The following is a 22,642-nucleotide window of genomic DNA, read 5'->3' as shown; positions in this document are numbered from 1 at the left end:
CAGCCCACGAACTCGTCATCGAAGGACCGTCTTACCGACAACGTCAAAAGCCCACGGTTGACAGCTCACCGTCAAGCACACATCATCCCCACTGAGCCAAACAGGTGGTCCCTAGCCCGTGGCCAAACAGTGGTCCCATCACCCTGGCGAATGACATCCAAGCCGCCCAATTCGGCGACTCTAGACCCCTCTGAACAGCTGAGACACACTGATGTAAGCCAAAAGTCAGCCTGAAAAGCGGTAGGTCGCGGTGCGATCCCGGCCTTAGCCCGCTGGGGGTGAATTCTCGTCGTCATCCGCGGGACTGATGTCGCCTCCATCTATTCGGGGCCGTGGGCAAAGAGGGAATCGAGGCGTGAGACGACCAAAGCGATCTGGTCGTCGAGTTTCTCTTCGCAGACAGATTCGAGATGTTCCTTGCGGCGCCATGCGGCCCATTTCGCCTGTGCGACTGCACCGTAACCGGCGAGGTGTGGTGCGATGGGTTCCAGGGTGACTCCGCGGTGCTGGGCGACGGCCCGTGCCGAGCGGAGTAGTTCATCGGGGTCGATGCCTTGGCGGGCGAGCTGGACGATGTCGACGTAGTCACGCCAGCGGGTACTCGTGATTCCACGTTCGAGAATCGTGACACCCTTTTCGGCGATGGCGGTCTCGGGCGCGTAGCCAAGGAGGGTGATCGGCTCGCCGAGGATCCGGTCGATGGTGACCTGCCGGGGTGGCGGCACGATCGGGTCTCCGGTGGACACGTCCCAGGCCGCGGCGCCTTGCCATGGTCCGATCGACACGGCGACCCGTACACGAAGACCCGGGTAGTCGACCTGATCGCGGATCTCCCGCACGTTGATCGTTTCGAGGTCGAACAGAACCCCGTCATCGACGTCGATGGCGGCGATGTCACGGACCACACGGACGAGATGCTCGGCGGTGACATCGGCGTGGACGGCGTTGGCGTCGGCGTCCTTCGTTGGGCGACGTACCCCGTAGGCGGCCAACAGAACTCCGCCCTTGAGGACGAAGTCGCCTGCATGGGAGCTGCGGGTGAGCCGATCCAGGAACGATTCGAGAGTGTGCCGGATCAAGTACTCCTGCGTCGGTGCGCCGGTCCCGCCCTTTGCCGCTGCGGACCGGGCGAGGGACTGGATCCGGCGAAACACAGTGTCGCCGGCGCTCACCCCAACATCTCCAATGCCTGCAGGACCGGCGACTTCGTCCGCGGTAGGCGGGAAGCGATGTCGATCAGCCGGGCTGGTTTGCCGCCTCGACGCAGCCATTCCCGCAGCGCGTCTCGTGCCAGCTCGTATCCGACCTCGCCGCGCAGCCGGAACGCGTCGGCGATCGACCGCTCAGGCGAGTAGATCCCGATCGTCTGATCCGATCCAGGGATCGCGATCTGTTGGCGTCCGATCTGGAATGTGGCCCTGTCGAATTGATGCCATGCGATCGCACCCGTGCTCGCGGGTGTCCTCGACCCCCGTGGGATCGCGACGTCCAGCGCGGTGGGGATCGCGTCGGTTAGGTCGCAGTGGGCGAGCGCGGAGGTTAGGCAGATCGTTGCATCGGGGCGGCGGGTCGCGGCCTCGATCTGATCCCAATCGGCGGCCGACGCATCCGCGGGCAGGTAGATGCCGCGGGCGATGCGATCCAACCGACCCGCACGGGCGCCGCGGTAGAGCGCGCTGCGCGACAGGCCGGCCTGGCCCGCAGTGTGCGGCGTCAGGGCCTCCACCAGCCACCTCCTCCCTCAGAAGTATGGTACAGAACGTCTGCAGATAATCATAGCTGTAGACGTTTAGTTCCGATCCGCGCGAGGTTAGGGATGAGAAACAAGCGTGTGGCCCCAGACTGATTGCGGATAGGTTCTCGCCTGCGATACGGCCCGCTGCCACAGTGGCAGAGCGCGCTTAAGGTGGCGCAGCAGTCATCGTTTATTCATCGCGAATGACTGAGAAAAGACCCGATCCGCTCGGTTTTGGCGGGATCATCGAGACCGCTAATCCATTGTGGCACAGAATAGTTGCGCATTTTCCGGACATGCCGAGATCGGCCATTTGCGAATCCGTTGGTCGCGGGTTCGAGCCCCGCCCGCCCCACTCGTTTTCGTGTATAACCTCGGCTGATGCTTGACAGTGGTTTCGGTTGATCCTTGACACTCCCTAGATGAGGGAGTTGAGCGTTGCTGAACAGCCGTATCAGGCTGTGATGGCTATGACTGGTGATGGGTTGTCGGTGTCACAGCCTTGATGTCCCAACTCATGCGGGCGTGGGCACTAGGGCGCTGATGTCTTCGCCCTGAAGAAGCTTGATCGTCAGATTCAAGTCGAAATAGTCGGTCCAGCGAGTGATCCTCCCATCGTCATCGACGACGAAGGCCCCCATTACCGGGATGGCCGGCTTGCTTCCGTCCGGAGCCTGGATGTAGTCCAGCCGTTCGGTGAGCACCACGGAACCCTCGCTGGCGAGGTTGACGATTTCGAAGGCGTAGGCGTCGGGAAACATCGCGAACTGGGCGGCCATGTTCTCCACGATCGCGTCTGGTCCGGTGAAGGCAGGCATTCCCACGTTCTGATAGATGGCCCCTTCGGCGAGCAGGGGACGCAACGCTTCGGCATCCCGCTGCTCCATTAACGCGCAGAACCGGCGGACGACATCGGCTGGCGAAGACATGAGTGGAATCCCTTCTCGGCGATTAGATGACCTGACGTCTAAACGAGATTCAGTGCTCGTGGATGATCACCCCGCGGATGTTGCGGCCGGCGAGCATGTCGTCGTAGGCCTCGTTGATGTCGTTGAGCTTGTACTCGGTGGTGACGGTCTCGTCCAGCAACAGCTTGCCGCTGCGATACAGGCTGATAAGGCGAGGGATGTCGGCCCGCGGGTTGGCTTCGCCGTACAGGCTGCCCAACAGACGCTTCTGGAACAGAGTGAACAACGTCAGCGGCAGCGTCGGCGTCACGTCGGACATCGATGCCAGGGCGGTGGCCACCACGGCACCACCCTTTCGCACCGCGTTGAGCGCGTCGTTGATCATCGCGCCCTCGAGCACTCCTGGCGTGAGGATGGCCGAGTCGGCCATGACTCCACGCGTAATCTCGCCGACTAACTGGGTTGCTTCCTCCATCGAAGTGGCAAAGTGGGTGGCCCCGAACTGAAACGCCTTGTCGCGCTTGCTCGGCTCAATATCGACCACCACAATTTGCTCCGCCCCTGCCAGGCGCGCGCCCTGAATGGCGCCGCTGCCGATCCCGCCGCAGCCAACCACAACGACTACGTCGCCAGGACTGACGTTGGCGGTATTGACGGCCGAACCCCAACCGGTGGTCACTCCGCAGCCGAGAAGACATGCGCGCGACAACGGCACATCGTCGTCGATCTTGACCACTGAGGCTTCCGACAACACGCCCCATTGCGCGAAACTGCCGACGCCGGAGAGGGCTCCGATGCCCCGCCCTCTGGCTCGGCGCCGGAAGGTGCCGTCGGCCTGAACTCCCGCGAGGATGATCGCCCCGTAATCACAGAGGTTTTGACGGCCCGTGGCGCACCAGCGGCAGCGACCGCACGCCGGCAGGAAGGATGTGACCACGTGGTCTCCCACCGCCACATCGCGCACCCCCGGGCCCACCTCGTGAACGACGCCCGCCCCTTCGTGTCCACCTATCAAGGGAAAGCTCACCCCGAACATGTCCCCGGTGCGGATGTGATGGTCGGAATGGCATAGGCCGGTGGCTTCGAACTCGACGAGCAGCTCGCCTTCCTGCGGCGGATCGAGTTCGATCTCTTCGACCGACCACTTCTCGTTCAGCCCCCACAGAACTGCGCCCTTGGTCTTCATGGCGACTCCTTTACGATGTGTATGGCACGCTCGGGGCAGTTCGCGATTGCGTTATGCGCCCGTTCTTCCCATCCGGGCGGAATATTTTCCACGGTGACGAAGGCGGTCCCCTCGTCGTCGATGTCGAACAATTCGGGATACGCTGCGTAACAACGGCTGTGGCCCTGGCACATTTCTGCGTCGACGCGAAGCTGCACCGGTCAGTCCAATCCGCCCGGTCGGGTCCCGATGACGCCCTGCTCCGTCAGCGCCACGATCGACGAGGCGTCGAGGCCGAGGAGCTCACCGAGGATGCTCCCGTTGTGCTGCCCCAAGGTCGGTGCCGCTGACCGATACCACTTGTCAACGCTGCGGTACTTGAAGGGAAGCCCCGGCACGTGATGTCTCCCGACGACGGGGTGATCGAGACCTTCGAAGAAGCCTCGGGCAGCCAGCTGGGGATGCATCGAACCGACCCTGGCGTCGGCCAAGTCCGCGGCGGGGACGCCGTGGTCGACGAGCAACTGCGCGGCTGTCGAGGAGTCGTGTTGTCGAGCCCATTGCTCCACGTGTTTATCGATCAGATCATGTGACCCCATACGTCCTTCGTGAGTGTCCAACGCGGGGTCATCCGCCCAATCCGGTTTGCCCAGAGCCGACTTCAGCCGTCGCCACTGCTCGTCCGTGGCGACCGAAATGGCCAGCCACCGCTCGGTCCCCGCGCATTGATAGAGCCCTTGCGGGGCGGCGTCGCGGCTGCGATTTCCCAGTCGCGATATCAGGTTCCCGTCGGCGGTGAATTCGACCACCTGCTCGGCGGCCGCGTTAAGTGCGGCCTCAACCATCGAGACTTCGATGAACGATCCGCGGCTCGTTTGATCCCGTTGCCGGAGGCCGGCGAGCATGGCGAATGCGGAATGCATGCCCGCCAGTGGGTCGCAGGGGCCGCGGGGGATTCGTGGCTGGTCGTATTCATGGCCGGTCACCCACGCCATGCCGGTCATCTGTTCCATCGTCTGCGCGAAGCCCACGTTGTTGCGCCATGGTCCGTCGAGCCCGAACGCGGGCATTCGCACCATGACTATTCGCGAATTGAGCTCACTGACGGCGTCCCACGTGATGCCGAAATTGTCGAAGACGCGCGGCGAGAAGTTCTCAACGAGGATGTCGGAGCACTTGACGAGCCGGGAGAACAGCTCCCGCCCTTCCGGACAGGACAGGTCGAGGGTGAGTCCACGCTTGTTCGTGTTGGTCGCCAGGTACATGCCCGACCGCTCCCACCAGTCAGGCTGACCGGCGAACGCCGCGGCCGCCATCCGTGCGCCGTCAGGGTGGTCCGTCGACTCCAGGTGAATGACTTCGGCGCCTAGAGCGGCGAGAATATGGGTGGAGGAGGGGCCCGCCCACCACGCTGTCGCGTCGAGAATTCGTATGCCTTCCAGCGGAAGCTGCGGTGCACGGTCCGCGGTGGTCGCAATCGTGCTGTGGGCGGGCACTTTTGCCATTTCGCCGAGCAAAGGAGCACCGGCTGTTGGGGCGGGTCGTCGGCCATTGATCCGGTAGGGCGCCAACGGGTGGGTGAAGCTGCTCTCGGCATAAGTGCCCCACACACCGCGCGCCGCGAACTGAGGGTGGTCCAACACGGTCTGGCCATTGTTGACCGGTGAGACGGGGATCCGCAGATCGGAGGCCAACGCGACGATTTCTTCCGTGGAACGTTTCGTCGTCCATTCCCGCACAATCTGATTCCACTCGTCCCGCCGTTCCCACCGCGTCGTGGCGAGGGCCCACGCCGGGTCATCGTCGAGCAGATCCAGTTGGCCGATCATTGCCAGGAACGACTCGAATTGCTGGCGGGTATTGGTGTTGAAGCCCACCCATCCGTCCGCGGTCGGTTCGATGGAAGGGATTTCAACCTGTCGGGCCGGCACGGTCAAAGGGGAACGCCCGGCCAACTCGTGGTAGAGGTCGGCGAATCCGCTGGCGCTGAGGTGACAAGTCTCCAGCAACGAGCAGTCGATGATTTCACCAGCGCCGCCGAGTTGAACCCGTCGCAATGCGCCAAGCGCCCCGACGGCGGCATAACTGGCCATGACCCATTCGAAGACTCGACCACCCGCTTGAACGGGCGGTTGGTCCGGACGACCTCGCAACGCCAGAGTTCCGCTCTCGGCCTGGATCGTGAATTCGGTCGAGGGTCGCTCCCGGTACGGCCCGGTCAACCCGTACGGAGACAACGCCACGATCACCAGGTTTGGCGCGCGCCGTAGGAGGGCCTCGCGGTCGAGTACCCCTGGGCCGAGAGAATCGACGAACACATCGGCGGAAGCGATCAGCGGCTCCAGGTCGGCCAGCGAAGTGCCGACGACTGAACGCTTGCCGGCGTTCAAGAATTTGAACAGCGCGCCGGCGTCGTTTCGATCGCCAAACATTCTGCGACGGAACGGATCCCCGTCTGGGGCTTCGATCTTGATGACCTCTGCTCCGAGGTCGGCGAACAGCTTGGTGCAGTACGGACCGGCGATCTCCGTCGCCCACTCGACGACACGGACCCCACGCAGAGCGTTCATCGCCGTGCGAATTTCCGCGTTAGCGCCTGCGGAAGTGAGTTACTCGCACCGATGAGTGCACACACGCCACTTCCCGTCCTCGCGCTCGTGCCGATCGCCTGGCTGGCAACGACGCTAGCGACGGGAAAGCTCGCGTGTCAAGTGTGACTCGATAACGATGGCCGCGGGCGAGTTAGTCGGAGCTTTCAGTCGGCCGCGCGCACCTTCGGGGCGCGTTGGACCCGCCGGCCTCGCTTGGCGGGCGGCTTCGTCGTTGATGTGCTTACGCCCTTGGCGAGGATCTGCGAACCCAGTTCGATCTGCGCGCGGATATCCGACTCGCCCGTCCCAAACCAGCGTGGTCCCAGGCTCGTTGTGAAGATGATGAAGTTAGCCAGCAGCTCGGCGAACAGGTCGGCGTCGACGTCGGCCCTGATCTGCCCCTCGGCTTGGTAGTGGCGAACGCCTTCGGCGATAACGGCCGTACGGCGTGCGTGATTGGGTTGCAGCACGCGCAGCGAGAAGTCCGGATCTGACAACGCCCGACCGGAAATGTCCCAGCCGGGGACACCGCTGTCCCGGTCATCGATCCTTAGCCTCGCAAAGAAAAGCTGCTCGATATAGTCCTCGAGGCGCGCAGGCAGGGCCGCCACGACTTGCTCTTCGGCCTCACTGACGAGGTCCGCGATCTGTCGTGAAGCAACCTGCTCGAAGATGCCTTGCTTGTCCCCGAAGTAGTGGAACAGCATTGCCTCCGAGCAGTCGGCTCGACGGGCGATCTCCTTCGTCGCCGCGGCCGCGTATCCCGCTTCGGCAAAGACCTCAGCAGCCGCTTCAAGGAGGGCTCGTTGTTTGCCGTCCTTGTCGCGAACTCGCCGTCGCGCGCCTGTCGTCATCACACATACTTTAGCGAGCACCCTTGGACTGAGGGGAAGCTTGCACGCGTGCCGCCCCAACGCCGCCACATCCCTCAGATAGTTATCGAGTGCGACTTGACTACACGCAGCCGGCGATTTACTGTGCTGCCAAAGCAATGTGGACGGCCCCTCGTCCGGGGCTGTCTTTTGGGGCTGACCGCTGGCGTCGTCCCGAGGTCGGCATGCCCGCGTCCGGGGCGGAAAGGACCACCCATGGTGAGCAAATCACCGGAGGAACACGCCCGGAACCTCGATCTTCGTCATCAGGATTTCAACGACCAAGAATTCCTCTACGAGGTGTACGCGGTGATGCGGGAGAACGGCCCGTTCAGCCACCAGGATGTCCCGTTCCTGGGCCCGACCCCGGGCGGCGCGTGGGTCGCCACCCGCTACGACGACTGTTATGAGATCTTGCGTGATTGGCGCAGCTTCTCCAGCAAGCCCATGGGACTTGAGGGCAACCCGATGTCCTTCGGCGACATCGTGATCACCTTGGATCCGCCACGGCAGCAACAGCTTCGCAAGGTTCTCAACCCCTATTTCTCTCCTGGTCGCATGAAGGACTTGGAGCCCCAGGTGCGCGCGGTTACCGATGGATTGATCGACAACTTCATCGAATTGGGCCGCGGCGATCTCGCCGACGTCGCATGGCAGCAACCCGGGATCGTGTTCTTCCGGTACCTACTCGGCATGCCCGTCGAGGACGTTCCGCTCTACATCGAGACTGCCGACCTCGCGATCAATGGTGAGAGCGAAGAGATCCGAAACGGTTCGATGACGAATCTGTACCTCCGCGTGCGCGAGGAGATCGACAAGCGTCGTGGTGAACCACCGCGTGACGACCTGATCGATGTCTTGCTAGCCGCGGAGATCGACGGCGAAAAGTTGAGCTTCGACGACGTTGTCGCGAATGTCATGCTGCTGGTTCAGGCCGGGCTCGAAACGACCTCAAGTGCAATGTCGTTCGCCTTCTTTTATCTGGGCACCCACGCTTCAGAGCGCGACCGCCTCGTCCGTGACGCCCACCTGATGCCCACGGCGATAGAGGAATTCATCCGTTTCGCAGGTTCGGTCCACGGATTGCATCGTTCAGTCGCGGAAGAGGTGGAACTGAGCGGCCAGAAGTTCTGTCCCGGTGAGACGGTCGTCGTGAACTATGCGGCCGCCAACCGAGACGCGCGCGAGTTCGACGAGCCGAACAAGTGCATCCTCGACCGACAGACCAACCGCCACCTCGGGTTTGGCGCCGGCGTCCATCGCTGTCTGGGCTCCAACCTCGCGCGACTCGAGTTTCGGGTAGGCGTGGAGCAGACCCTGAAGCGGATACCGGACTACGCCATCCCTCCGGGGGCGAAAGTCGATTTCCACGGGAACTCGGTCACCCGGGGCTACCGCGCCCTGCCCGTTGTCTTCACGCCGGGCGCCCGCGTCTGCCGATGAGGAGCCGGCGGGCCATCGCCCATATCATCTCGCAGCCAACGCAATAGCGAAGTCAGGGAGGAACTTGTGGACAAGCAAGATCTGCAATGGATGATCTCGGTTGATGACCACATCATCGAGCCACCGACCTTATGGGTCGACCGCGCATCGGCCGCCGATCGCGATCGGGTGCCACACGTCGAGCGGATCGACGGCGTCGACACGTGGATCTACGACCAAGCCCGCGCGTCGGTGATGGGCATCCTGGTCGCGGCTCACCAAAGGCCGGCTGAGTATTCCCCGCTGCCAGTGAATTACGACGAGATGCCCCGTGCCTACTTCGACCCGGTGGCGCGCATCCCCGACATGGACGAGGATCATGTGATCGCTGGGCTGAACTTTCCGTTCTTCCCCCGGTTCTGCGGTCAGATGTTCGCCCACCTCGGTGACCGCGACCTCGGTCTCAAGTGCGTGCAGGCCTACAACGACTTCGTCATCGATGAGTGGTGCGCGTCCGCGCCCGGTCGCTACATCCCGATGGTCATCGTTCCGCTGTGGGATACCCGACTGGCCGTCGAGGAGACGCTACGGTGCGCGGGCAAGGGCGCCAAAGCAATCGCCTTCTCAGAGAACATGCACCCGCTGGGATTTCCGTCCATTCACTCGGGAGCATGGGATGATTTCTTCGCGGTGGCGAACGAGACGAAGATGCCGCTGTGCACACACATCGGGTCGTCCTCGGTCAGCCCGACCACGTCGCCCGACGCGCCTTTCGGGGTTCAGGCGGTCAACATCAACCTCAATCTGGCGAACTCAACCACGGACTGGCTGTTCTCGGGGAAGCTGCAAAAGTACCCCGATTTGAAGATCGTGCTGGCCGAGGGCGGCATCGGCTGGATTCCCTACCTCATCGAGCGTGCCGAACATGTGGCCGCCGACTACCAATACCTGCGCGCCAACAACTGGGCGGTTGACCCGGCGACGATGCGTTTGACCCCCGTGCCCACCGATCCCGACATTTTCCCGGAGTCGCCGCGCCAGCTCTTCCGCGACCACATGTACGGCTGCTTCATCGAAGACGACTTCGGGGCGGCTAATCTCGACCAGATCGGCGTCGACAATGTGATGATCGAAACCGATTACCCGCACACCGACAGCCTCTGGCCCAACTCCCTTCAGGCCGCTCACAAGGCACTCGACGGCCGGTCCGACCTCGACAAGTACAAAGTGCTGCAGGGTAATGCCCGTCGGGTGTTCGACTTTGAGCCCGCCCCGTATCCGTCGCCGAAGTAGTCAGCCCGACGGAATTCGTTTGATGCGGGAGTACCAGAGCCTCATCGACGGTAAGTGGTTGAGCGACAACGCTCTGGGCACCATCGACGTTATCGATCCGTCCAATGAGGAGTTGATCGGCCGAGTCGTCGACGGTGGACCAAAGCAGGCGGCCATGGCGATCGAGGCCGCCCGGCGGGCTTTCGACGAAGGGCCTTGGCCGTGGATGCCGGTGCGGGAGCGGGCGAGGATCATCAAGCGGTTCGCAGAGATCCTCGATGAGCGCAAAGCGGAACTTCGAGAGCTGATCGTCGCCGAGATCGGCTCGACCGGCTTCATCACCGACCTGATTCAGGTTGGGGGTGCTATCGAGGCGGCCCACTACTACGGCGACTTCGTCGAACACGATGTGACGTGGGTGGAGACACCGGGCGGGCCCGTGGTTTCGCCGACCGGCCTGGGTGGCGTGACGGTGGTCCGCGAGCCGGTCGGGGTGGTCGGAGTCATCACGCCGTTCAACTTTCCCTTCTCGATCAACATTCAGAAGTGCCTGGCCGCCTTGGCCGTCGGCTGCACGGTGGTACTCAAGCCCCACCCGTGGACCCCGATGAACGCCTTGGAGCTGGCCAAGGTTGGTCAGGAAGCGGGCCTCCCGCCCGGAGTGTTCAACGTGGTCGTGGGCGGCGCGGACGTGGGGGAGGAGCTGTGTACGCACCGCGGCGTCGACATGATCGGATTCACCGGTTCGACGGCGACCGGTCGACGCATCCGCGAACTGTCGGCGGCCACGATGAAACGCGCACAACTGGAACTCGGCGGCAAGAGCGCGCACATCGTTCTGGACGATGTGACCGAAAGTGACGTTGCAGGAATAGGGTTCGGTCAGGTGCTGATGCATGCCGGACAGGCATGCACCGTCACGTCGCGACTGCTGTTGCCCGAGCACCTGCTCGAAGCGTATGTCGAGGGCCTCAAAGCCATGGCTCCGATGATCACGGTCGGGGATCCGCGTGATCCCGCCACTGTCGTCGGTCCGCTTATCAGGGATCAGCAGCGTCAGCGAGTTGAGTCCTTCGTTCAGTCGGGCCTGCAGGATGGCGCGCGGCTGGTGGTCGGCGGGAAACGTCCCGAACATCTCGAACGCGGCTTCTACTACGAACCGACGGCATTTGTTGACTGCCGCAGCGACATGCGCTTATGCCAGGAAGAGGTGTTCGGACCCGTGCTGGCGGTGACGACCTATCGCTCCGAAGACGAAGCCATCCGCATCGCGAACGACTCCATCTACGGTCTGGCGGGTCTGGTGATGACCCGCAACTCCGCAAGGGGATTCAACGTCGCCAGACAGGTCAGAACAGGCACCATCATGGTGCAGACTGTCGCACCCGGTGTCGACCTAGGAACCAATCCCGGTGGCGGGCAGGGTCCCGGCTGGTCCTTGCCGGCGCGCGGCATGTTCAACGGCGGGGGGCCGTTCGGCGGCTTCAAGCAAAGTGGACTTGGCCGAGAGCAGGGGCGTTGGGGCTTCGAGGAATACACCGAGCTGAAATCAATCACCATGATGTAGCGCGGAAAGGTCACGTGATGGAACTTCTCAGGGACGTCCGGGTTCTCGAGGTGTCATTGTTCTCCGCGGATGCACTGGGTGGCCACCTGGCAGACCTGGGCGCAGACGTAATTAAGGTCGAACCACCCGGCGGCGGTGGGTTTCGCGGTTCGGCGGTTTCGGGCGGGGAGTTGCAGGACTCGCACTGGAATCGCGGCAAGAAGAGTGTGTCGATAAACCTGAAAACGAACGAGGGTCAAGATGCGTTTCGCCGCCTGGCCGCGACGGCGGCGGTGGTGATCGACGGTCTGCGTTACGGAACCGCGCAGCGGCTCGGCTTCAGCTACGACGACATCGTCGCGGTCAACCCCACCGTTGTCTACTGCGTGCTCAACGGCATGGGCAGTTATGGGCCCTATACCCGGTTAGCCACACACGGGCTGTCCTTCGACTGTTTCGCCGGCTTGAGTCCGCCGATCATCGAAACGGACGGAACGCCACGCCTTTCGGGGGCGGCGGCAGGGACGACTGGGGTACTAGCGGGACCGCTGTACGCAGCGATGGGCGTACTCGCCGCGCTGCACGCCGCCGGGCGCGACGGCCAGCCGCAGTACGTCGAAGTAGCACAGGTCGACGCGGCGATCAATTGGAACTTTCAACACCTCACCGCGCTGGCGAACGGTCAACCGACCTTCGGCGAGGGAATCCGCGCTTCGCTTCGCTACCAGTACTACCGAACCGGCGACGGCAACTACGTGGTGTTCAACGCCTTGGAGGACAAGTTCTGGCTGAGATTCTGCGAGTCACTCGACAGGATGGATCTTTACGAACCGGGACGCCAGAAGCCGGGCACGGATCTCGAGGCAGAGTCCCGGCTGCGCGAGGAGTTAACCGCAATTTTTGCGAGCCGCACACGCAAGGAATGGACCGACTTCTTCATTGCGACCGATATCGCAGGAGCCCCGGCATTTTTGGGAGCAGACCTGTTCGACGACGACCACGCGAAGGCTCGCCGACTCGTCTACGAGCAGGCCCAGCCGGACGGTACGTCGCAGCGATTGATTGGAACGTGCATCAAGACCAAATCCGACGAAGGTTTTGCACCGCCAGCAGCGCCGCAAGTCGGGCAGCATACGGAAGAGTTACTCACCGCCATCGCAGGCTACGACGCGGCCGGAATTGAGCGCCTTCGTTCGACTGGCGCAATCTGAACACCGCATGCCCACGGAGGCGCAAACATGAGGAAGTTCGGCGTCTCATCGCTACTGTGCACACCGGCGATCGCGCCGCGCGTGGCCACGCAACACCCGAGTGGGTGTTGCGCAACGGGCGGGCCGACGCTCCACGTGCGGATGGCGCAGGCAAACATGTTTCGGTCCGCGCTTATTCGGCGAGTATGACCACTGCATGAGGCTGGGTCCTGCCAAACATCGAGCGGACGTTGAGACACTAGAACGTATGATCATGGCAGGCCATTTGGCTCTTGAACAGGGAATTTATCCCGTCGCATTGACCGACTTAAGACGCTGGTCATACACTCTTGGTATAAATGTCCGTATACCGACGCATATCTAGGCCCAGCGGAAGTTGAGACATCGATGAACGTGAACAGCACCGCCCCGAACGTCTTCGACGCCGGACTCCCGACGTTCAACTACAGCCTCGACGCCGCTCCGCAGGACATCCTCGAGGACGTCCGGGAGGCGCAATCGCGCGCGCCCATCGCCATCGGGCCCGTCGGCCCGGAAATCCTGTCCTACGAGCTGGCTCGAGAAATTTTGCGCGACAACAGGTTCAGGATGCCACCGGGCATCACGCTGGCAGCACAGGGCATCACCTCAGGCCCGTTGTACGACAAACTGATGAGCAGCCTCCTCGGACTCGACGGACCGCCGCATACCCGCTTACGCAAACTGGTTTCACGAACGTTCACGCCCCGTGCGACGGCGCGTCTTCAGGACACCATCAACGAGGTGGTGAATGGCCTGATCGACCAAGTGATCGACGCCGGACGTTGTGACATCGTGGCCGACATCGCGCGGCCGTATCCGACTCCCATCATGTGCGCGCTGATCGGTGCGCCTCGCGCGGACTGGCAGCTGTTCTCCCAATGGACCGACGAAGTGTTCAAAGCCTTCAGTTTTCAGACTGACGCCAATTTCGATGAGGCCGCGATCTTGAGCGCGTGGAGCGAACTCGATGCGTATGTCGATGACATGGTCGACGCCCGCCGAAACCACCTGACCGATGACCTGCTCTCGGATCTCATCCGCGCGGAGAGCGACGGCGACCGGCTCAATCTCGACGAACTCCGCATGCTGGTGGCCGGCTTCTTGATGGCGGGAACGGACACGACACGGAATCAGCTGGCCGCGTCGGTGCAGGTGCTCTGCGACCATCCGGATCAGTGGGCGAAGCTGGGCGACCAACCAGAGCTTGCGATGCAGACGGTTGAGGAGAGCATGCGCCATTCACCGGCGGTCTGTCTCGCACCGCGCGCTGCCATGGAGGATGTCGAATTCGCCGGTTACATGTTCCCGGCAGGAACCTTCGTACTCGTGAATACCTTTGCGGCCAATCGTGATCCAGCGATCTACGACGATGCTGACCGCTTCGACATCGCGCGCCAGGACCTGCCCGTCATACTGACCTTCGGCGGCGGCGCGCACTACTGCCTGGGAGCGAACCTGGCACGCCGGGAACTGGCAGATGCCCTGGCCATCCTCACCCGGCGTCTCGCTGCACCCCATCGCGTCGGTCCGGCCCCGTGGAAGTCCTTGCTGGGAATGTCCGGCCCGACGACACTGACGATCGAGTTCGACGCCGAAAGGCTTGTGGGAGCGGATGCGTAGTCGCGGTTGGGCGGGAGCGACGCCCGCCTCGGACGAAGAGGCGATCGCCCGCATTCTGGATGCGGTCGACGAGGTGGTCGCCGAAAACGGACCGGCGATACGCCTGGCCGACGTCGCCCGGAAACTCGGGGTCACTCGCCAGACGGTGTACCGGTACTTTCCTAATGCCGACGCGTTGCTGATCGCCAGTGGGATGCGTGCGGTCGACGGATTCCTCGACCAGCTCGCAGAACATGTCCGAGGACTCAACGACCCTGTCACCGCCGTCGTCGAATGCGTTTCCTTCGGACTCGAAAACCTCAGCGGTGACCCGCAGCTGGAGAGTTTGCTGACGGAACGGCGGGAGGGCCAAGCGGTCACGTCGCTGACTTCCGACACAGCGATTGCATTTTGTTTGTCGGCTTTTCACCGCCTCGATGTCGATTGGCAGCTGCACGGCTTCGACGACGCCGCCCTCGGTGAGCTTGCCGAAATGACCCTGCGCACTGTGCAGTCTTTCCTCACCGATCCCGGGCAGCGGCAGCGCGACCAAATCGCACTACGCCGCTTTGTTGCGCGATGGCTCGGTCCAGCGATCCTCTATCAACGGATGACGTCGCTGTCGGGCGTGCTGTCCTGAGCTACCCGATGGAGGGAGTTGCAGATTCATGGGTGTCAAGACTGCGAGTGAGTTGTTCTACGACCCCTACGACGTCGAACTCAACGCCGACCCGTATCCGCTGTTTCGACGGCTCCGCGAGGAAGCGCCGCTGTCCTACAACGAACAACACAACTTTTACGCGCTGAGCCGATTCGACGACGTGCATGCGGCGCTGAATGACCATGAGACGTTCAGCTCTGCCCGGGGCAACATCCTCGAGTTGATCAAGGCTGACATGCCGATTCCGCCCGGACTGTTCCTCATGGAGGACCCGCCCCTTCACGACATCTATCGCCGGAGCCTTTCTCGCATGTTCACGCCACGCAAGATGCGCGAGGTCGAGGCCACCGCACGGCAATTCTGCGCCGAGAGTCTAGATCCGTTTATTGGTGCCGGGGGATTCGACTTCATCGCCAATTTGGGTGCCGAGATGCCGGTGAGAGTCGTGTGCAGGCTGCTGGGAATTCCCGATGAGATGCGGCAGGAGGTCATCGACCTCGCCGAAGGTCACGTCAACACCGAGGCCGGCGGGGAAATGAAAGCCGCGTCCTCGGGGCTGGAAACAGGACAGTTATTCGCCGAGTACCTCGATTGGCGCGCTGAACATCCCTCCGACGACATCGTCACCGACTTGCTCAGCGTCGAATTCACCGACCTCGATGGCACGATACGGGGATTGACCCGTGAGGAAATACTGATTTGCATCACGCTGGTGGCTGCGGGCGGCGCCGAGACGACGACCCGGCTAATCGGATGGGCGGGCAAGGTTTTAGCCGAGCATCCCGCGCAGCGGCGGGATCTGGTCGCCGATCGCAGCCTGATTGCCGGCACAATCGAGGAGCTGCTGCGTTTCGAACCTCCCGCGCCACACATCGCGCGCACCGTCACACGCGATCTGCAGTACTACGGACAACCGGTGCCGGCCGGCAGCATCATGATGTTGCTCGCCGGTGCTGCGAACCGTGACCATCGGCAATTCCCACCCGATGGCGACGTCTTCGACATTCACCGCAAAGCCGGAGCCCATGTTGGCTTTGGTGTGGGCGTGCACTACTGCCTGGGAGCATCATTGGCCCGGATGGAGGGACGCGTGGCGCTCGACGAGGTGCTCAACCGCTTTCCGGAGTGGAACATCGATATGGCTGGGGCCCGCATGACCACGACATCGACAGTCCGCGGCTGGGAAACTCTGCCAGCCGTCCTAGCATGAACACGCCGTCCGACCCGATGCCCGTAACCAATCGCGGCGCAACTACTTAACATCGGCCTTGATCACATCCACGGTGTAGCGAGGGCTCGCCGAGAGCGATTCGGGACAATCGGCAATCACTGCACTGGCCGCCCGTTCGGCTGCTCGCGCGGAACGCCGGAGTCAGTGCCCGGCGACGGCCTGCACCAGCATGGTCGCGGAAGGGCTTGACAACAACCAGTTTCCGTTTTGATTGACGAACATGAGGGGTTTCGTCACCGGCGCCGTCAGCTTGGGCCCAGAGACCGCCACGTCGGACATGACCGTAGTGGGACCGTTCTGTTGGATGTTGGAGACGCCAAACGACAACGGGAGCTGACCGTTCCGGTAGGCCACTCTCAGCTCGTGATCCATCTCATGGCCCTCGCCCGAACCGATGCCGCCTTCGACGAGACCATCTTTGGTCCTGTATGACACGCCCGGATTGGAGAGGTTGTTGAGGATGTCGGTTAGCTGGTCAGGGGTTGGCAGGGGCAGTGTCGACGCGGGTTGCGGCGGGTCCTGTGGCAGCGGAGCGCCGACCGAGGCCAGTTGCACACGGGGCAGGCCCGCGGGCGCAATGCCCGATGCGCTGGATGCCAGCCCGGCGGCGCCACCGCCAACGACGGCCAGTGCAGCCGCGCTGACGGCAATGGATTTCATGGATTTCATGGTTCTCCCACTTTTGCGCACGGACGTGCGGGGCTGTTCCCCGCCTCTTGATGCCGGCACTTTGTCCTGGGCACATACTGCCTCAATGTGTGGGCCCAAAACCGCTGTGCATCAATCGCAATCAACCTGTTAGGAAACCGTAGTGCCGGTCGAAAGCCTGATCCTCGCCAGCGTCGGCAGTGCCCTCTTGCCTGCAGCGTCGCCCGAACCGCCCGTTAGCCGGCCGCGTTGGGAAGAAGTGGCGGGCAGTTGCCCGTCGAGTCCGTCGCCAACTCGAAGTGCCACAGCTCGTTGGCGTAAATCCGACACAGCCCGAAGCGGGACCCGTGGGAGATGAGCCATTCGTCGGCGCCCGCACCCCCGACGTCGACCGCCTCGCCGGTGACGTGCTTGGACATCTCCGGGGTTTGCACGTATCGCCGCGCCGCGGCGAGGCTGCCGTAGGTTCACACGGCGTTGTCCAGCAGCCGCTGCTGAAACTCCGGCGACCGCCAGCCCGAGGTGATGGTCATGGTTATGCCGTCCAAGGCGGCCGCGGTGGCGGCGCCCTGAATCGCTTTCAACAACGCCGGGTCGAGGCGCGCGATTGCGGAGTATTGGACGTCGAACGGCGTGAGTTGCCCTCCGGTTGGCAGGGAGCCGTCGCCGGGGTCGGCAGCGGGATCCAAAGGGATGGTGTGATCGGCAAGCCTGGTGGGCGGCCCCGGCGGATCTGACGGCGCGAGGAAGCCGAAGGCCACTGCAATGGCGGCGGCCAACGCAACTGATCGCATGCTCCATCTCCTGGCGGTTTCTTGACACTCTACCGATGCGGCCGGCCAGTTGAGCCCTGCTGAGCGTTAGTCTTGGTAGCCACCGTGCGCACGCGGTTCGCATGTAAACGGCGCAACTGAATCAAGTTCTGTGACAACAATTTTCACGCCGTTAGATAGCGCTGGCGCATTGGCGTTCCGGGCCCGTGCATCGTCAAACCTGAATGATGAGAGGGGCTTACCATCCTGGATCGATGGGCCAACGGCCTTGAAGCTGCAGGGACGCCGCGATGTCGCCACACACAGGGGTGTGCGGCCCCAGACCATAATGCCGGCACCCCTTACTTCTCCAGGTCGTCTACAATTGGGCAACTTGGCCCAGTACGCGCATCACCAGCCCCTGGGAGGCGACATGGTCGAGCATCGCCACGTCGAATGGGATCCTGACACGCGACGCATCCTGACGACCCGGCTCCTGTTGCGCCCATGGCAACTCGACGACGACCGCGCCGCCTACGGGATATACGGAGCGCCGGAGGTTTCGCGTTGGCTGTGTCCGGCGCTGCCCTTGATCACCGACCACGCGCACATGCGCCAACTCCTAGGCGAATGGATCGCCCAGAGCGACCCAACCGGATTACCCCTGGGCCGATGGGCGATCACCGATAGAAACTCTGGCGACCTGATCGGGGGAGTGGCACTGCTTCCACTTCCGCCCGGCTGCACTGACCTCGAGATCGGATGGCAGGTCGCACCGACGATGTGGGGTCACGGCTACGGCGCGGAAGCCGGTCATGCGGTGGCGCACCAAGCATTCACGAACATCGGTGTCAGCGAGGTGTTCGCCGTGGTGCGGCCAGGCAATCGTCGCGGAGTGGCTACGGCGCGGCGGGTGGGCATGGAATGGGTCGGGGAGACCGACAAGTACTACAACCTGACCCTTGAGATCTACCGACTTAGCAAAGCAGATTTGGATCTGCCCGAGCCGGCCTGTGCACCGGCGCCCGAATCGCCCTAGCCCCCGCGATCACTTCGGGAACGTCTGCTCGAGTCGCAAGGGCCTAGCGACTCAGCACGCGGTAGAAGGTGGTCTGTGACTTTCCGTCCTCGGCGAACTGGGCCAAGGCTTCCATGCTCAGCGCGAAATGATCGGTTTGGACGTGAAGGTCGACACCGTGCTGGTTGCGGAACCGCTGGTAAAGCGTGAAATGTCCAGGCCGATCGCGGTCTTCGTGAAGCCGAAAGGTGCTGATGGCTCCTTCGGCCAGCGACTGAGGGATTAATTTAACAAAGGCACGTCGCAGGTCGTCTCCTCTGCCCGGCAAAGCCGTGGCCTCGGTGATCAGCACTACTTCTTCATCTGGGCCGTACATGGTTGACGCTCCTTCACCGTCGCGGCAAGGCTGTACGCAATCGCGGTATCGAGTAACTGATGGCCGCCAGCCAGGTAAACGACAATCGCGGTCGCCTTCCTAGGCGCGTACTGGGTATTGCAACCCACAGCCATGCCAAGCATACACGCTCGAAAGTTGCCACTGCGCCGAATTTCTGAGTGCGCGTTCATAACTCAGCGAGGGGCGGGGCTCTTATCTTTGCTGAATGCCCCTGCCTGGGGTTGACGTCGCGAAGCCGGCGCCCGCCCCGGCTAGAACTCACCCGGGTGAAACAACGCTGGGGTGATGACGGCTCACCCGGCCGGGCAGCAGACTCGAGGCCAGTTCAACGTCGACATACCGGGTGCCGGATGTCGTCGCCAACGCTACAACTCTTCGTGCCGGGCAACGGCGGTAATCGCCCAGCAGGAGCCGTCCAGAATGACTAACAGAAGGGTCCCACCATGCACTTCGATTCCAAGAAGGTCGTCGTCGTCGGAGGCAGCGCCGGTATGGGCCGGCAGGTCGCCGTTGATGTCGTGCGCCACGGCGGTAGCGCGGTGATCGTCGGCCGGTCGAAAGACCGTGTCGATGACACCGTCAACGAATTGACCGCCGGAGGTGGCCAAGCCTGGGGGATCGCTGCGGAGTTGACCGATCGCGCCGCGGTCGACGATGTGCAGCGCACGCTTTCCGAGGACCACAGCGACGCGACGCTGTTGGTCAACGCGGCCGGATTCTTCGTCCCCAAGCCATTTCTCGAGTACGACGCGCTGACCTACGACTCGTACATGGAGCTCAACTATGCGTTGTTCTTCCTGACGCAGACCGTCGTCGCGGGCATGATCGCCCGTGGGGAGGGCGGCTCCATTGTCAATATCGGCAGCATGTGGGCACACCAGGCGATCGGTCTGACCCCCTCGTCTGTGTATTCGATGCAAAAGGCCGGCCTGCATGCGCTCACCCATAACCTGGCCATCGAGCTTGCCGGACACAAGATCCGCGTCAACGCGGTGGCGCCGGCCGTCGTCAAGACCCCGCTGTACGAGGGCTTCATTCCGAAGGACGAGATCGACGCCACGCTGGCCACTTTCGCCCCGCTTCATCCGCTGGGACGAGTCGGCACCCCTGCCGACATCGCCAACGCCGTGACGTACCTGCTGTCGGATCAGGCAAGTTGGGTCACCGGCGCGATTCTCAACGTCGACGGCGGCATCATGGCCGGCCGCAACTAACTCAAGAGCGACGCAAGACCTACCGAAACCCCAAGCGCATCACCATAAAGCCTGCGCGAACAAAGGAGACCAGGTGTCACACCAATACAGCAAGGACCCCGCCGCGGTCGAGGCGCTCAGTCCCGAGCAATACCACGTCACCCAGGAGAGCGGCACGGAGCTTCCGTTCACCGGCGAATATTGCGACAACCATGAACCCGGCATCTACGTCGACATCGTTTCTGGCGAACCACTTTTCGCATCGGTGGACAAATTCGACAGCGGAAGTGGCTGGCCAAGCTTCACCCAGCCCATCAACGCGGACAACCTTGTTGAGCGGCGTGACCGCAGCCACTTCATGGAGCGGGTGGAGGTGCGATCAGCCCATGCCGATAGCCATCTGGGGCACGTGTTCCCGGACGGCCCCAGAGAAGCCGGCGGGTTGCGCTACTGCATCAACTCGGCGTCGCTGCGCTTCATCCACCGCGATGACCTGGAAGCCCAGGGTTACGGGCAATACCTGCGCTTGTTCACGAAAGACGTCTCCGAGCAAGGCCAGAGCGTGAGCGGGCAGAAATCATGACCGACCACAAGATCGCCGTTCTCGCCGGCGGGTGCTTTTGGGGCATGGAGGACCTGTTCCGCCGGCAGCCCGGTGTGGTGTCCACCCGGGTCGGCTACACCGGCGGCAGCAACACGCATCCCACCTACCACAATCACCCCGGCCACGCCGAGGCAATCGAAATCACCTACGACCCAGGCGAGACCAATTACCGGGCGCTGCTGGAATTCTTCTTCCAGATCCACGACCCGACCACCAAGAACCGCCAGGGCAACGATGTCGGAACAAGTTACCGGTCGGCGATCTTCTATCTCGACAACGAGCAAAAGCAAATCGCCATGCAGACCATCGCCGACATCGAGAATTCAGGGCGATGGCCCGGGACGGTCGTCACCGAGGTCAACCAGGCCGACGAGTTTTGGGAAGCGGAACCTGAGCACCAGAACTACCTGCAACGCTACCCATCCGGCTACACCTGCCACTACATCCGCCCCGAATGGACGTTACCCAATCGCGCTGATGGGGCCGGCGCGGAGGCAGCGACGGCGGAACATGCCGAGCCCACTCAATAGCTACATCGGCTCGGCAACACACGTCGAGAATCCGATGACTCCGCCCGATTGCCAGGTGCTGTTGAGCGCCTACGCGCCGTTGGTGCTCTATGGCGCCGCATGCGCTGCAGCTTGGGTCTTGCCGCGGCCCGGAAACCGGCGCGAGAGGCGGTGACGGGATGACTCAGAACCCGAATCTGGCAGCGCTAGCGGCGGCGGGGGTGTCGGTCTGGCTGGATGACTTGTCGCGCACCCTGCTGCATTCCGGCAAGCTGCGGCAATTGATCGACACGAGAAGCGTTGTCGGCGTTACCACTAACCCGTCCACCTTTGAGCGCGCGCTTTCACACGGCCGCGCCTACGATGGCCAGATCGCCGAGCTGACGGCCCGCGGTACGGACATCGACACCGCCGTCCGCACGGCGATCACCGACGACGTTCGGGCGGCGTGCGATGTGCTACGCCCGCAGTGGGAGGCCTCCGGCGGCGTCGACGGAAGAGTGTCCATCGAGGTCGATCCGTCGTTGGCGCACAACACCGACGCGACAGTCACGCAGGCCGTCGAGTTGGCCAAGGTCGTCGACCGGCCCAATGTGTTGATCAAAATACCGGCGACAGCCGCTGGGCTGCCCGCGATCACCGCGACGCTGGCCAAAGGTGTCTCGGTCAATGTGACGCTGATCTTCTCCGTACAGCGGCACCGAGAGGTGATGAACGCCTACCTGGCCGGTATCGAAGCCGCCCAGCACGCGGGCGCTGATATATCTCAAATCCATTCGGTGGCATCGCTGTTCGTGTCTCGCGTAGACACCGAAGTCGACAAGCGGCTCGAGTCGATCGGCACCGACCGGGCGCTCTGCTTGCGGGGGCAGGCGGGAGTTGCCAACGCCCGGTTGGCCTACGCGGCCTACCAGCAGGTCTTCGAAGCCGAACCACGCTACACGGCACTGCGCGCCGCGGGTGCTCGCGTGCAACGCCCGCTCTGGGCCTCTACCGGAGTGAAGAACACCGCCTACCCCGACACGATGTACGTCACCGAACTCGTCGCACCGAACGCCGTCAGCACCATTCCTGAGTCGACACTGGAGGCCCTGGCCGACCACGGCGTCATCGCCGGCGAAACCGTGATCGGCAAGGCGGCGCACGCACAGGAAGTGTTCGATCGGCTGACCGCGGTCGGTATCGATCTGCCCAACGTGTTCGCTGTGCTCGAACATGACGGGGTGTCCAAGTTCGCGGCGTCCTGGTCGCGGGCACTCCAACACTAGAGACTCTGTGGCGCTTGAA

Annotated in this window: 21 protein-coding genes and 1 pseudogene; 12 read left to right on the top strand and 10 right to left on the bottom strand. The window is 62.9% G+C overall.

Annotated features, from left to right (window positions below; translation table 11 throughout):
* Positions 1 to 320: 320 nt before the first annotated feature.
* The 7 genes from BN4348_RS44885 to BN4348_RS44855 all read right to left on the bottom strand — a co-directional run bounded on the left by BN4348_RS44885 (position 321) and on the right by BN4348_RS44855 (position 7,253).
* Positions 321 to 1,172, bottom strand: coding sequence for a nucleotidyl transferase AbiEii/AbiGii toxin family protein (locus BN4348_RS44885; RefSeq protein ID WP_211145728.1), 852 nt, complete (start codon positions 1,170 to 1,172; stop codon positions 321 to 323).
* Positions 1,169 to 1,726 (bottom strand): type IV toxin-antitoxin system AbiEi family antitoxin domain-containing protein, encoded by a 558-nt coding sequence (locus BN4348_RS44880; RefSeq protein ID WP_066913947.1) that lies wholly within the window; start codon positions 1,724 to 1,726, stop codon positions 1,169 to 1,171. The genes BN4348_RS44885 and BN4348_RS44880 overlap by 4 nt, the downstream gene beginning before the upstream one ends.
* Positions 1,727 to 2,250: 524 nt before the next feature.
* Entirely contained in the window at positions 2,251 to 2,664 is a 414-nt protein-coding gene (locus BN4348_RS44875) for a limonene-1,2-epoxide hydrolase family protein (RefSeq protein ID WP_066913946.1), read from the bottom strand.
* A 49-nt stretch (positions 2,665 to 2,713) separates the two neighbouring features.
* Entirely contained in the window at positions 2,714 to 3,829 is a 1,116-nt protein-coding gene (locus tag BN4348_RS44870; RefSeq protein WP_066913944.1) for an NDMA-dependent alcohol dehydrogenase, read from the bottom strand.
* Positions 3,826 to 4,026 (bottom strand): ferredoxin, encoded by a 201-nt coding sequence (locus BN4348_RS44865; protein ID WP_084454240.1) that lies wholly within the window; start codon positions 4,024 to 4,026, stop codon positions 3,826 to 3,828. The genes BN4348_RS44870 and BN4348_RS44865 overlap by 4 nt, the downstream gene beginning before the upstream one ends.
* Before the next feature lie 3 nt (positions 4,027 to 4,029).
* On the bottom strand, positions 4,030 to 6,378 hold the full coding sequence (locus BN4348_RS44860; protein WP_066913942.1) for a CaiB/BaiF CoA transferase family protein: 2,349 nt from the start codon (positions 6,376 to 6,378) through the stop codon (positions 4,030 to 4,032).
* 185 nt (positions 6,379 to 6,563) lie between these two features.
* Positions 6,564 to 7,253 (bottom strand): TetR/AcrR family transcriptional regulator, encoded by a 690-nt coding sequence (locus BN4348_RS44855; RefSeq protein ID WP_066913940.1) that lies wholly within the window; start codon positions 7,251 to 7,253, stop codon positions 6,564 to 6,566.
* A gap of 234 nt (positions 7,254 to 7,487) precedes the next feature.
* Here BN4348_RS44855 and BN4348_RS44850 point away from each other — a divergent pair, with 234 nt between their 5' ends.
* The 7 genes from BN4348_RS44850 (at position 7,488) to BN4348_RS44820 (ending at position 16,213) form a co-directional block, all read left to right on the top strand.
* Complete coding sequence (locus BN4348_RS44850; RefSeq protein ID WP_211145727.1) at positions 7,488 to 8,714, top strand: cytochrome P450; 1,227 nt, start codon at positions 7,488 to 7,490, stop codon at positions 8,712 to 8,714.
* A 66-nt stretch (positions 8,715 to 8,780) separates the two neighbouring features.
* On the top strand, positions 8,781 to 9,986 hold the full coding sequence (locus BN4348_RS44845) for an amidohydrolase family protein (RefSeq protein WP_066913938.1): 1,206 nt from the start codon (positions 8,781 to 8,783) through the stop codon (positions 9,984 to 9,986).
* A 22-nt stretch (positions 9,987 to 10,008) separates the two neighbouring features.
* Entirely contained in the window at positions 10,009 to 11,532 is a 1,524-nt protein-coding gene (locus tag BN4348_RS44840) for an aldehyde dehydrogenase family protein (RefSeq protein ID WP_066913936.1), read from the top strand.
* A gap of 17 nt (positions 11,533 to 11,549) precedes the next feature.
* On the top strand, positions 11,550 to 12,722 hold the full coding sequence (locus BN4348_RS44835) for a CaiB/BaiF CoA transferase family protein (protein ID WP_066913934.1): 1,173 nt from the start codon (positions 11,550 to 11,552) through the stop codon (positions 12,720 to 12,722).
* A 387-nt stretch (positions 12,723 to 13,109) separates the two neighbouring features.
* Positions 13,110 to 14,363, top strand: a complete 1,254-nt coding sequence (locus BN4348_RS44830; RefSeq protein WP_066913933.1) for a cytochrome P450 — start codon at positions 13,110 to 13,112, stop codon at positions 14,361 to 14,363.
* Positions 14,356 to 14,982 (top strand): TetR/AcrR family transcriptional regulator, encoded by a 627-nt coding sequence (locus BN4348_RS44825; RefSeq protein ID WP_066913932.1) that lies wholly within the window; start codon positions 14,356 to 14,358, stop codon positions 14,980 to 14,982. Before BN4348_RS44830 ends, BN4348_RS44825 begins: the two co-directional genes overlap by 8 nt.
* 28 nt (positions 14,983 to 15,010) lie before the next feature.
* Positions 15,011 to 16,213 (top strand): cytochrome P450, encoded by a 1,203-nt coding sequence (locus tag BN4348_RS44820; RefSeq protein WP_066913930.1) that lies wholly within the window; start codon positions 15,011 to 15,013, stop codon positions 16,211 to 16,213.
* Between the two features lie 162 nt (positions 16,214 to 16,375).
* Here BN4348_RS44820 and BN4348_RS44815 read toward each other — a convergent pair whose 3' ends face one another.
* Both BN4348_RS44815 and BN4348_RS44810 read right to left on the bottom strand, forming a co-directional pair.
* Positions 16,376 to 16,903 carry a hypothetical protein gene (locus tag BN4348_RS44815; protein ID WP_066913928.1) on the bottom strand — a complete coding sequence of 176 codons (528 nt, stop codon included), beginning with the start codon at positions 16,901 to 16,903 and terminating at the stop codon, positions 16,376 to 16,378.
* Between the two features lie 215 nt (positions 16,904 to 17,118).
* Positions 17,119 to 17,676: pseudogene (locus BN4348_RS44810) on the bottom strand (M15 family metallopeptidase).
* Between the two features lie 352 nt (positions 17,677 to 18,028).
* On the opposite strand from BN4348_RS44810, the gene BN4348_RS44805 reads away from it, so the two are divergent.
* A complete protein-coding gene (locus BN4348_RS44805) occupies positions 18,029 to 18,673 on the top strand; it encodes a GNAT family N-acetyltransferase (protein ID WP_235852752.1) in 645 nt (214 codons plus the stop codon).
* 43 nt (positions 18,674 to 18,716) lie between these two features.
* Here the strand turns inward: BN4348_RS44805 and BN4348_RS44800 are convergent, their stop codons facing one another.
* Positions 18,717 to 19,028, bottom strand: a complete 312-nt coding sequence (locus BN4348_RS44800; RefSeq protein ID WP_084454239.1) for a putative quinol monooxygenase — start codon at positions 19,026 to 19,028, stop codon at positions 18,717 to 18,719.
* 464 nt (positions 19,029 to 19,492) lie between these two features.
* On the opposite strand from BN4348_RS44800, the gene BN4348_RS44795 reads away from it, so the two are divergent.
* The 4 genes from BN4348_RS44795 (at position 19,493) to tal (ending at position 22,623) form a co-directional block, all read left to right on the top strand.
* Complete coding sequence (locus BN4348_RS44795; RefSeq protein WP_066913924.1) at positions 19,493 to 20,263, top strand: SDR family NAD(P)-dependent oxidoreductase; 771 nt, start codon at positions 19,493 to 19,495, stop codon at positions 20,261 to 20,263.
* Between the two features lie 73 nt (positions 20,264 to 20,336).
* The gene (msrB, locus tag BN4348_RS44790; protein WP_066913922.1) at positions 20,337 to 20,825 is read left to right on the top strand and encodes a peptide-methionine (R)-S-oxide reductase MsrB; all 489 of its coding nucleotides are present in this window, start codon (positions 20,337 to 20,339) and stop codon (positions 20,823 to 20,825) included.
* A complete protein-coding gene (gene msrA / locus BN4348_RS44785; protein WP_066913921.1) occupies positions 20,822 to 21,376 on the top strand; it encodes a peptide-methionine (S)-S-oxide reductase MsrA in 555 nt (184 codons plus the stop codon). The genes msrB and msrA overlap by 4 nt, the downstream gene beginning before the upstream one ends.
* Before the next feature lie 158 nt (positions 21,377 to 21,534).
* Positions 21,535 to 22,623: a transaldolase gene (gene tal, locus BN4348_RS44780; RefSeq protein WP_066913919.1), complete on the top strand. Its 1,089-nt coding sequence runs from the start codon at positions 21,535 to 21,537 to the stop codon at positions 22,621 to 22,623.
* The last annotated feature ends 19 nt before the right edge of the window (positions 22,624 to 22,642 follow it).

This window comes from Mycobacterium interjectum (genome assembly GCF_900078675.2).
GTDB classification, from domain to species: Bacteria; Actinomycetota; Actinomycetes; order Mycobacteriales; family Mycobacteriaceae; genus Mycobacterium; species Mycobacterium interjectum.
This window is presented reverse-complemented; position numbering and strand designations above follow the sequence as displayed.

Excerpts from the sequence above, each read along its gene's own strand:
- BN4348_RS44875 (WP_066913946.1), bottom strand. The coding sequence starts at position 2,664 with ATGTCTTCGCCAGCCGATGTCGTCCGCCGGTTCTGCGCGTTAATGGAG.
- BN4348_RS44870 (WP_066913944.1), bottom strand. The coding sequence starts at position 3,829 with ATGAAGACCAAGGGCGCAGTTCTGTGGGGGCTGAACGAGAAGTGGTCG.
- BN4348_RS44860 (WP_066913942.1), bottom strand. The coding sequence starts at position 6,378 with ATGAACGCTCTGCGTGGGGTCCGTGTCGTCGAGTGGGCGACGGAGATC.
- BN4348_RS44855 (WP_066913940.1), bottom strand. The coding sequence starts at position 7,253 with ATGACGACAGGCGCGCGACGGCGAGTTCGCGACAAGGACGGCAAACAA.
- BN4348_RS44850 (WP_211145727.1), top strand. The coding sequence starts at position 7,488 with ATGGTGAGCAAATCACCGGAGGAACACGCCCGGAACCTCGATCTTCGT.
- BN4348_RS44840 (WP_066913936.1), top strand. The coding sequence starts at position 10,009 with ATGCGGGAGTACCAGAGCCTCATCGACGGTAAGTGGTTGAGCGACAAC.
- BN4348_RS44835 (WP_066913934.1), top strand. The coding sequence starts at position 11,550 with ATGGAACTTCTCAGGGACGTCCGGGTTCTCGAGGTGTCATTGTTCTCC.
- BN4348_RS44830 (WP_066913933.1), top strand. The coding sequence starts at position 13,110 with ATGAACGTGAACAGCACCGCCCCGAACGTCTTCGACGCCGGACTCCCG.
- BN4348_RS44825 (WP_066913932.1), top strand. The coding sequence starts at position 14,356 with ATGCGTAGTCGCGGTTGGGCGGGAGCGACGCCCGCCTCGGACGAAGAG.
- BN4348_RS44820 (WP_066913930.1), top strand. The coding sequence starts at position 15,011 with ATGGGTGTCAAGACTGCGAGTGAGTTGTTCTACGACCCCTACGACGTC.
- BN4348_RS44815 (WP_066913928.1), bottom strand. The coding sequence starts at position 16,903 with ATGAAATCCATGAAATCCATTGCCGTCAGCGCGGCTGCACTGGCCGTC.
- BN4348_RS44800 (WP_084454239.1), bottom strand. The coding sequence starts at position 19,028 with ATGTACGGCCCAGATGAAGAAGTAGTGCTGATCACCGAGGCCACGGCT.
- BN4348_RS44795 (WP_066913924.1), top strand. The coding sequence starts at position 19,493 with ATGCACTTCGATTCCAAGAAGGTCGTCGTCGTCGGAGGCAGCGCCGGT.
- msrA (WP_066913921.1), top strand. The coding sequence starts at position 20,822 with ATGACCGACCACAAGATCGCCGTTCTCGCCGGCGGGTGCTTTTGGGGC.
- tal (WP_066913919.1), top strand. The coding sequence starts at position 21,535 with ATGACTCAGAACCCGAATCTGGCAGCGCTAGCGGCGGCGGGGGTGTCG.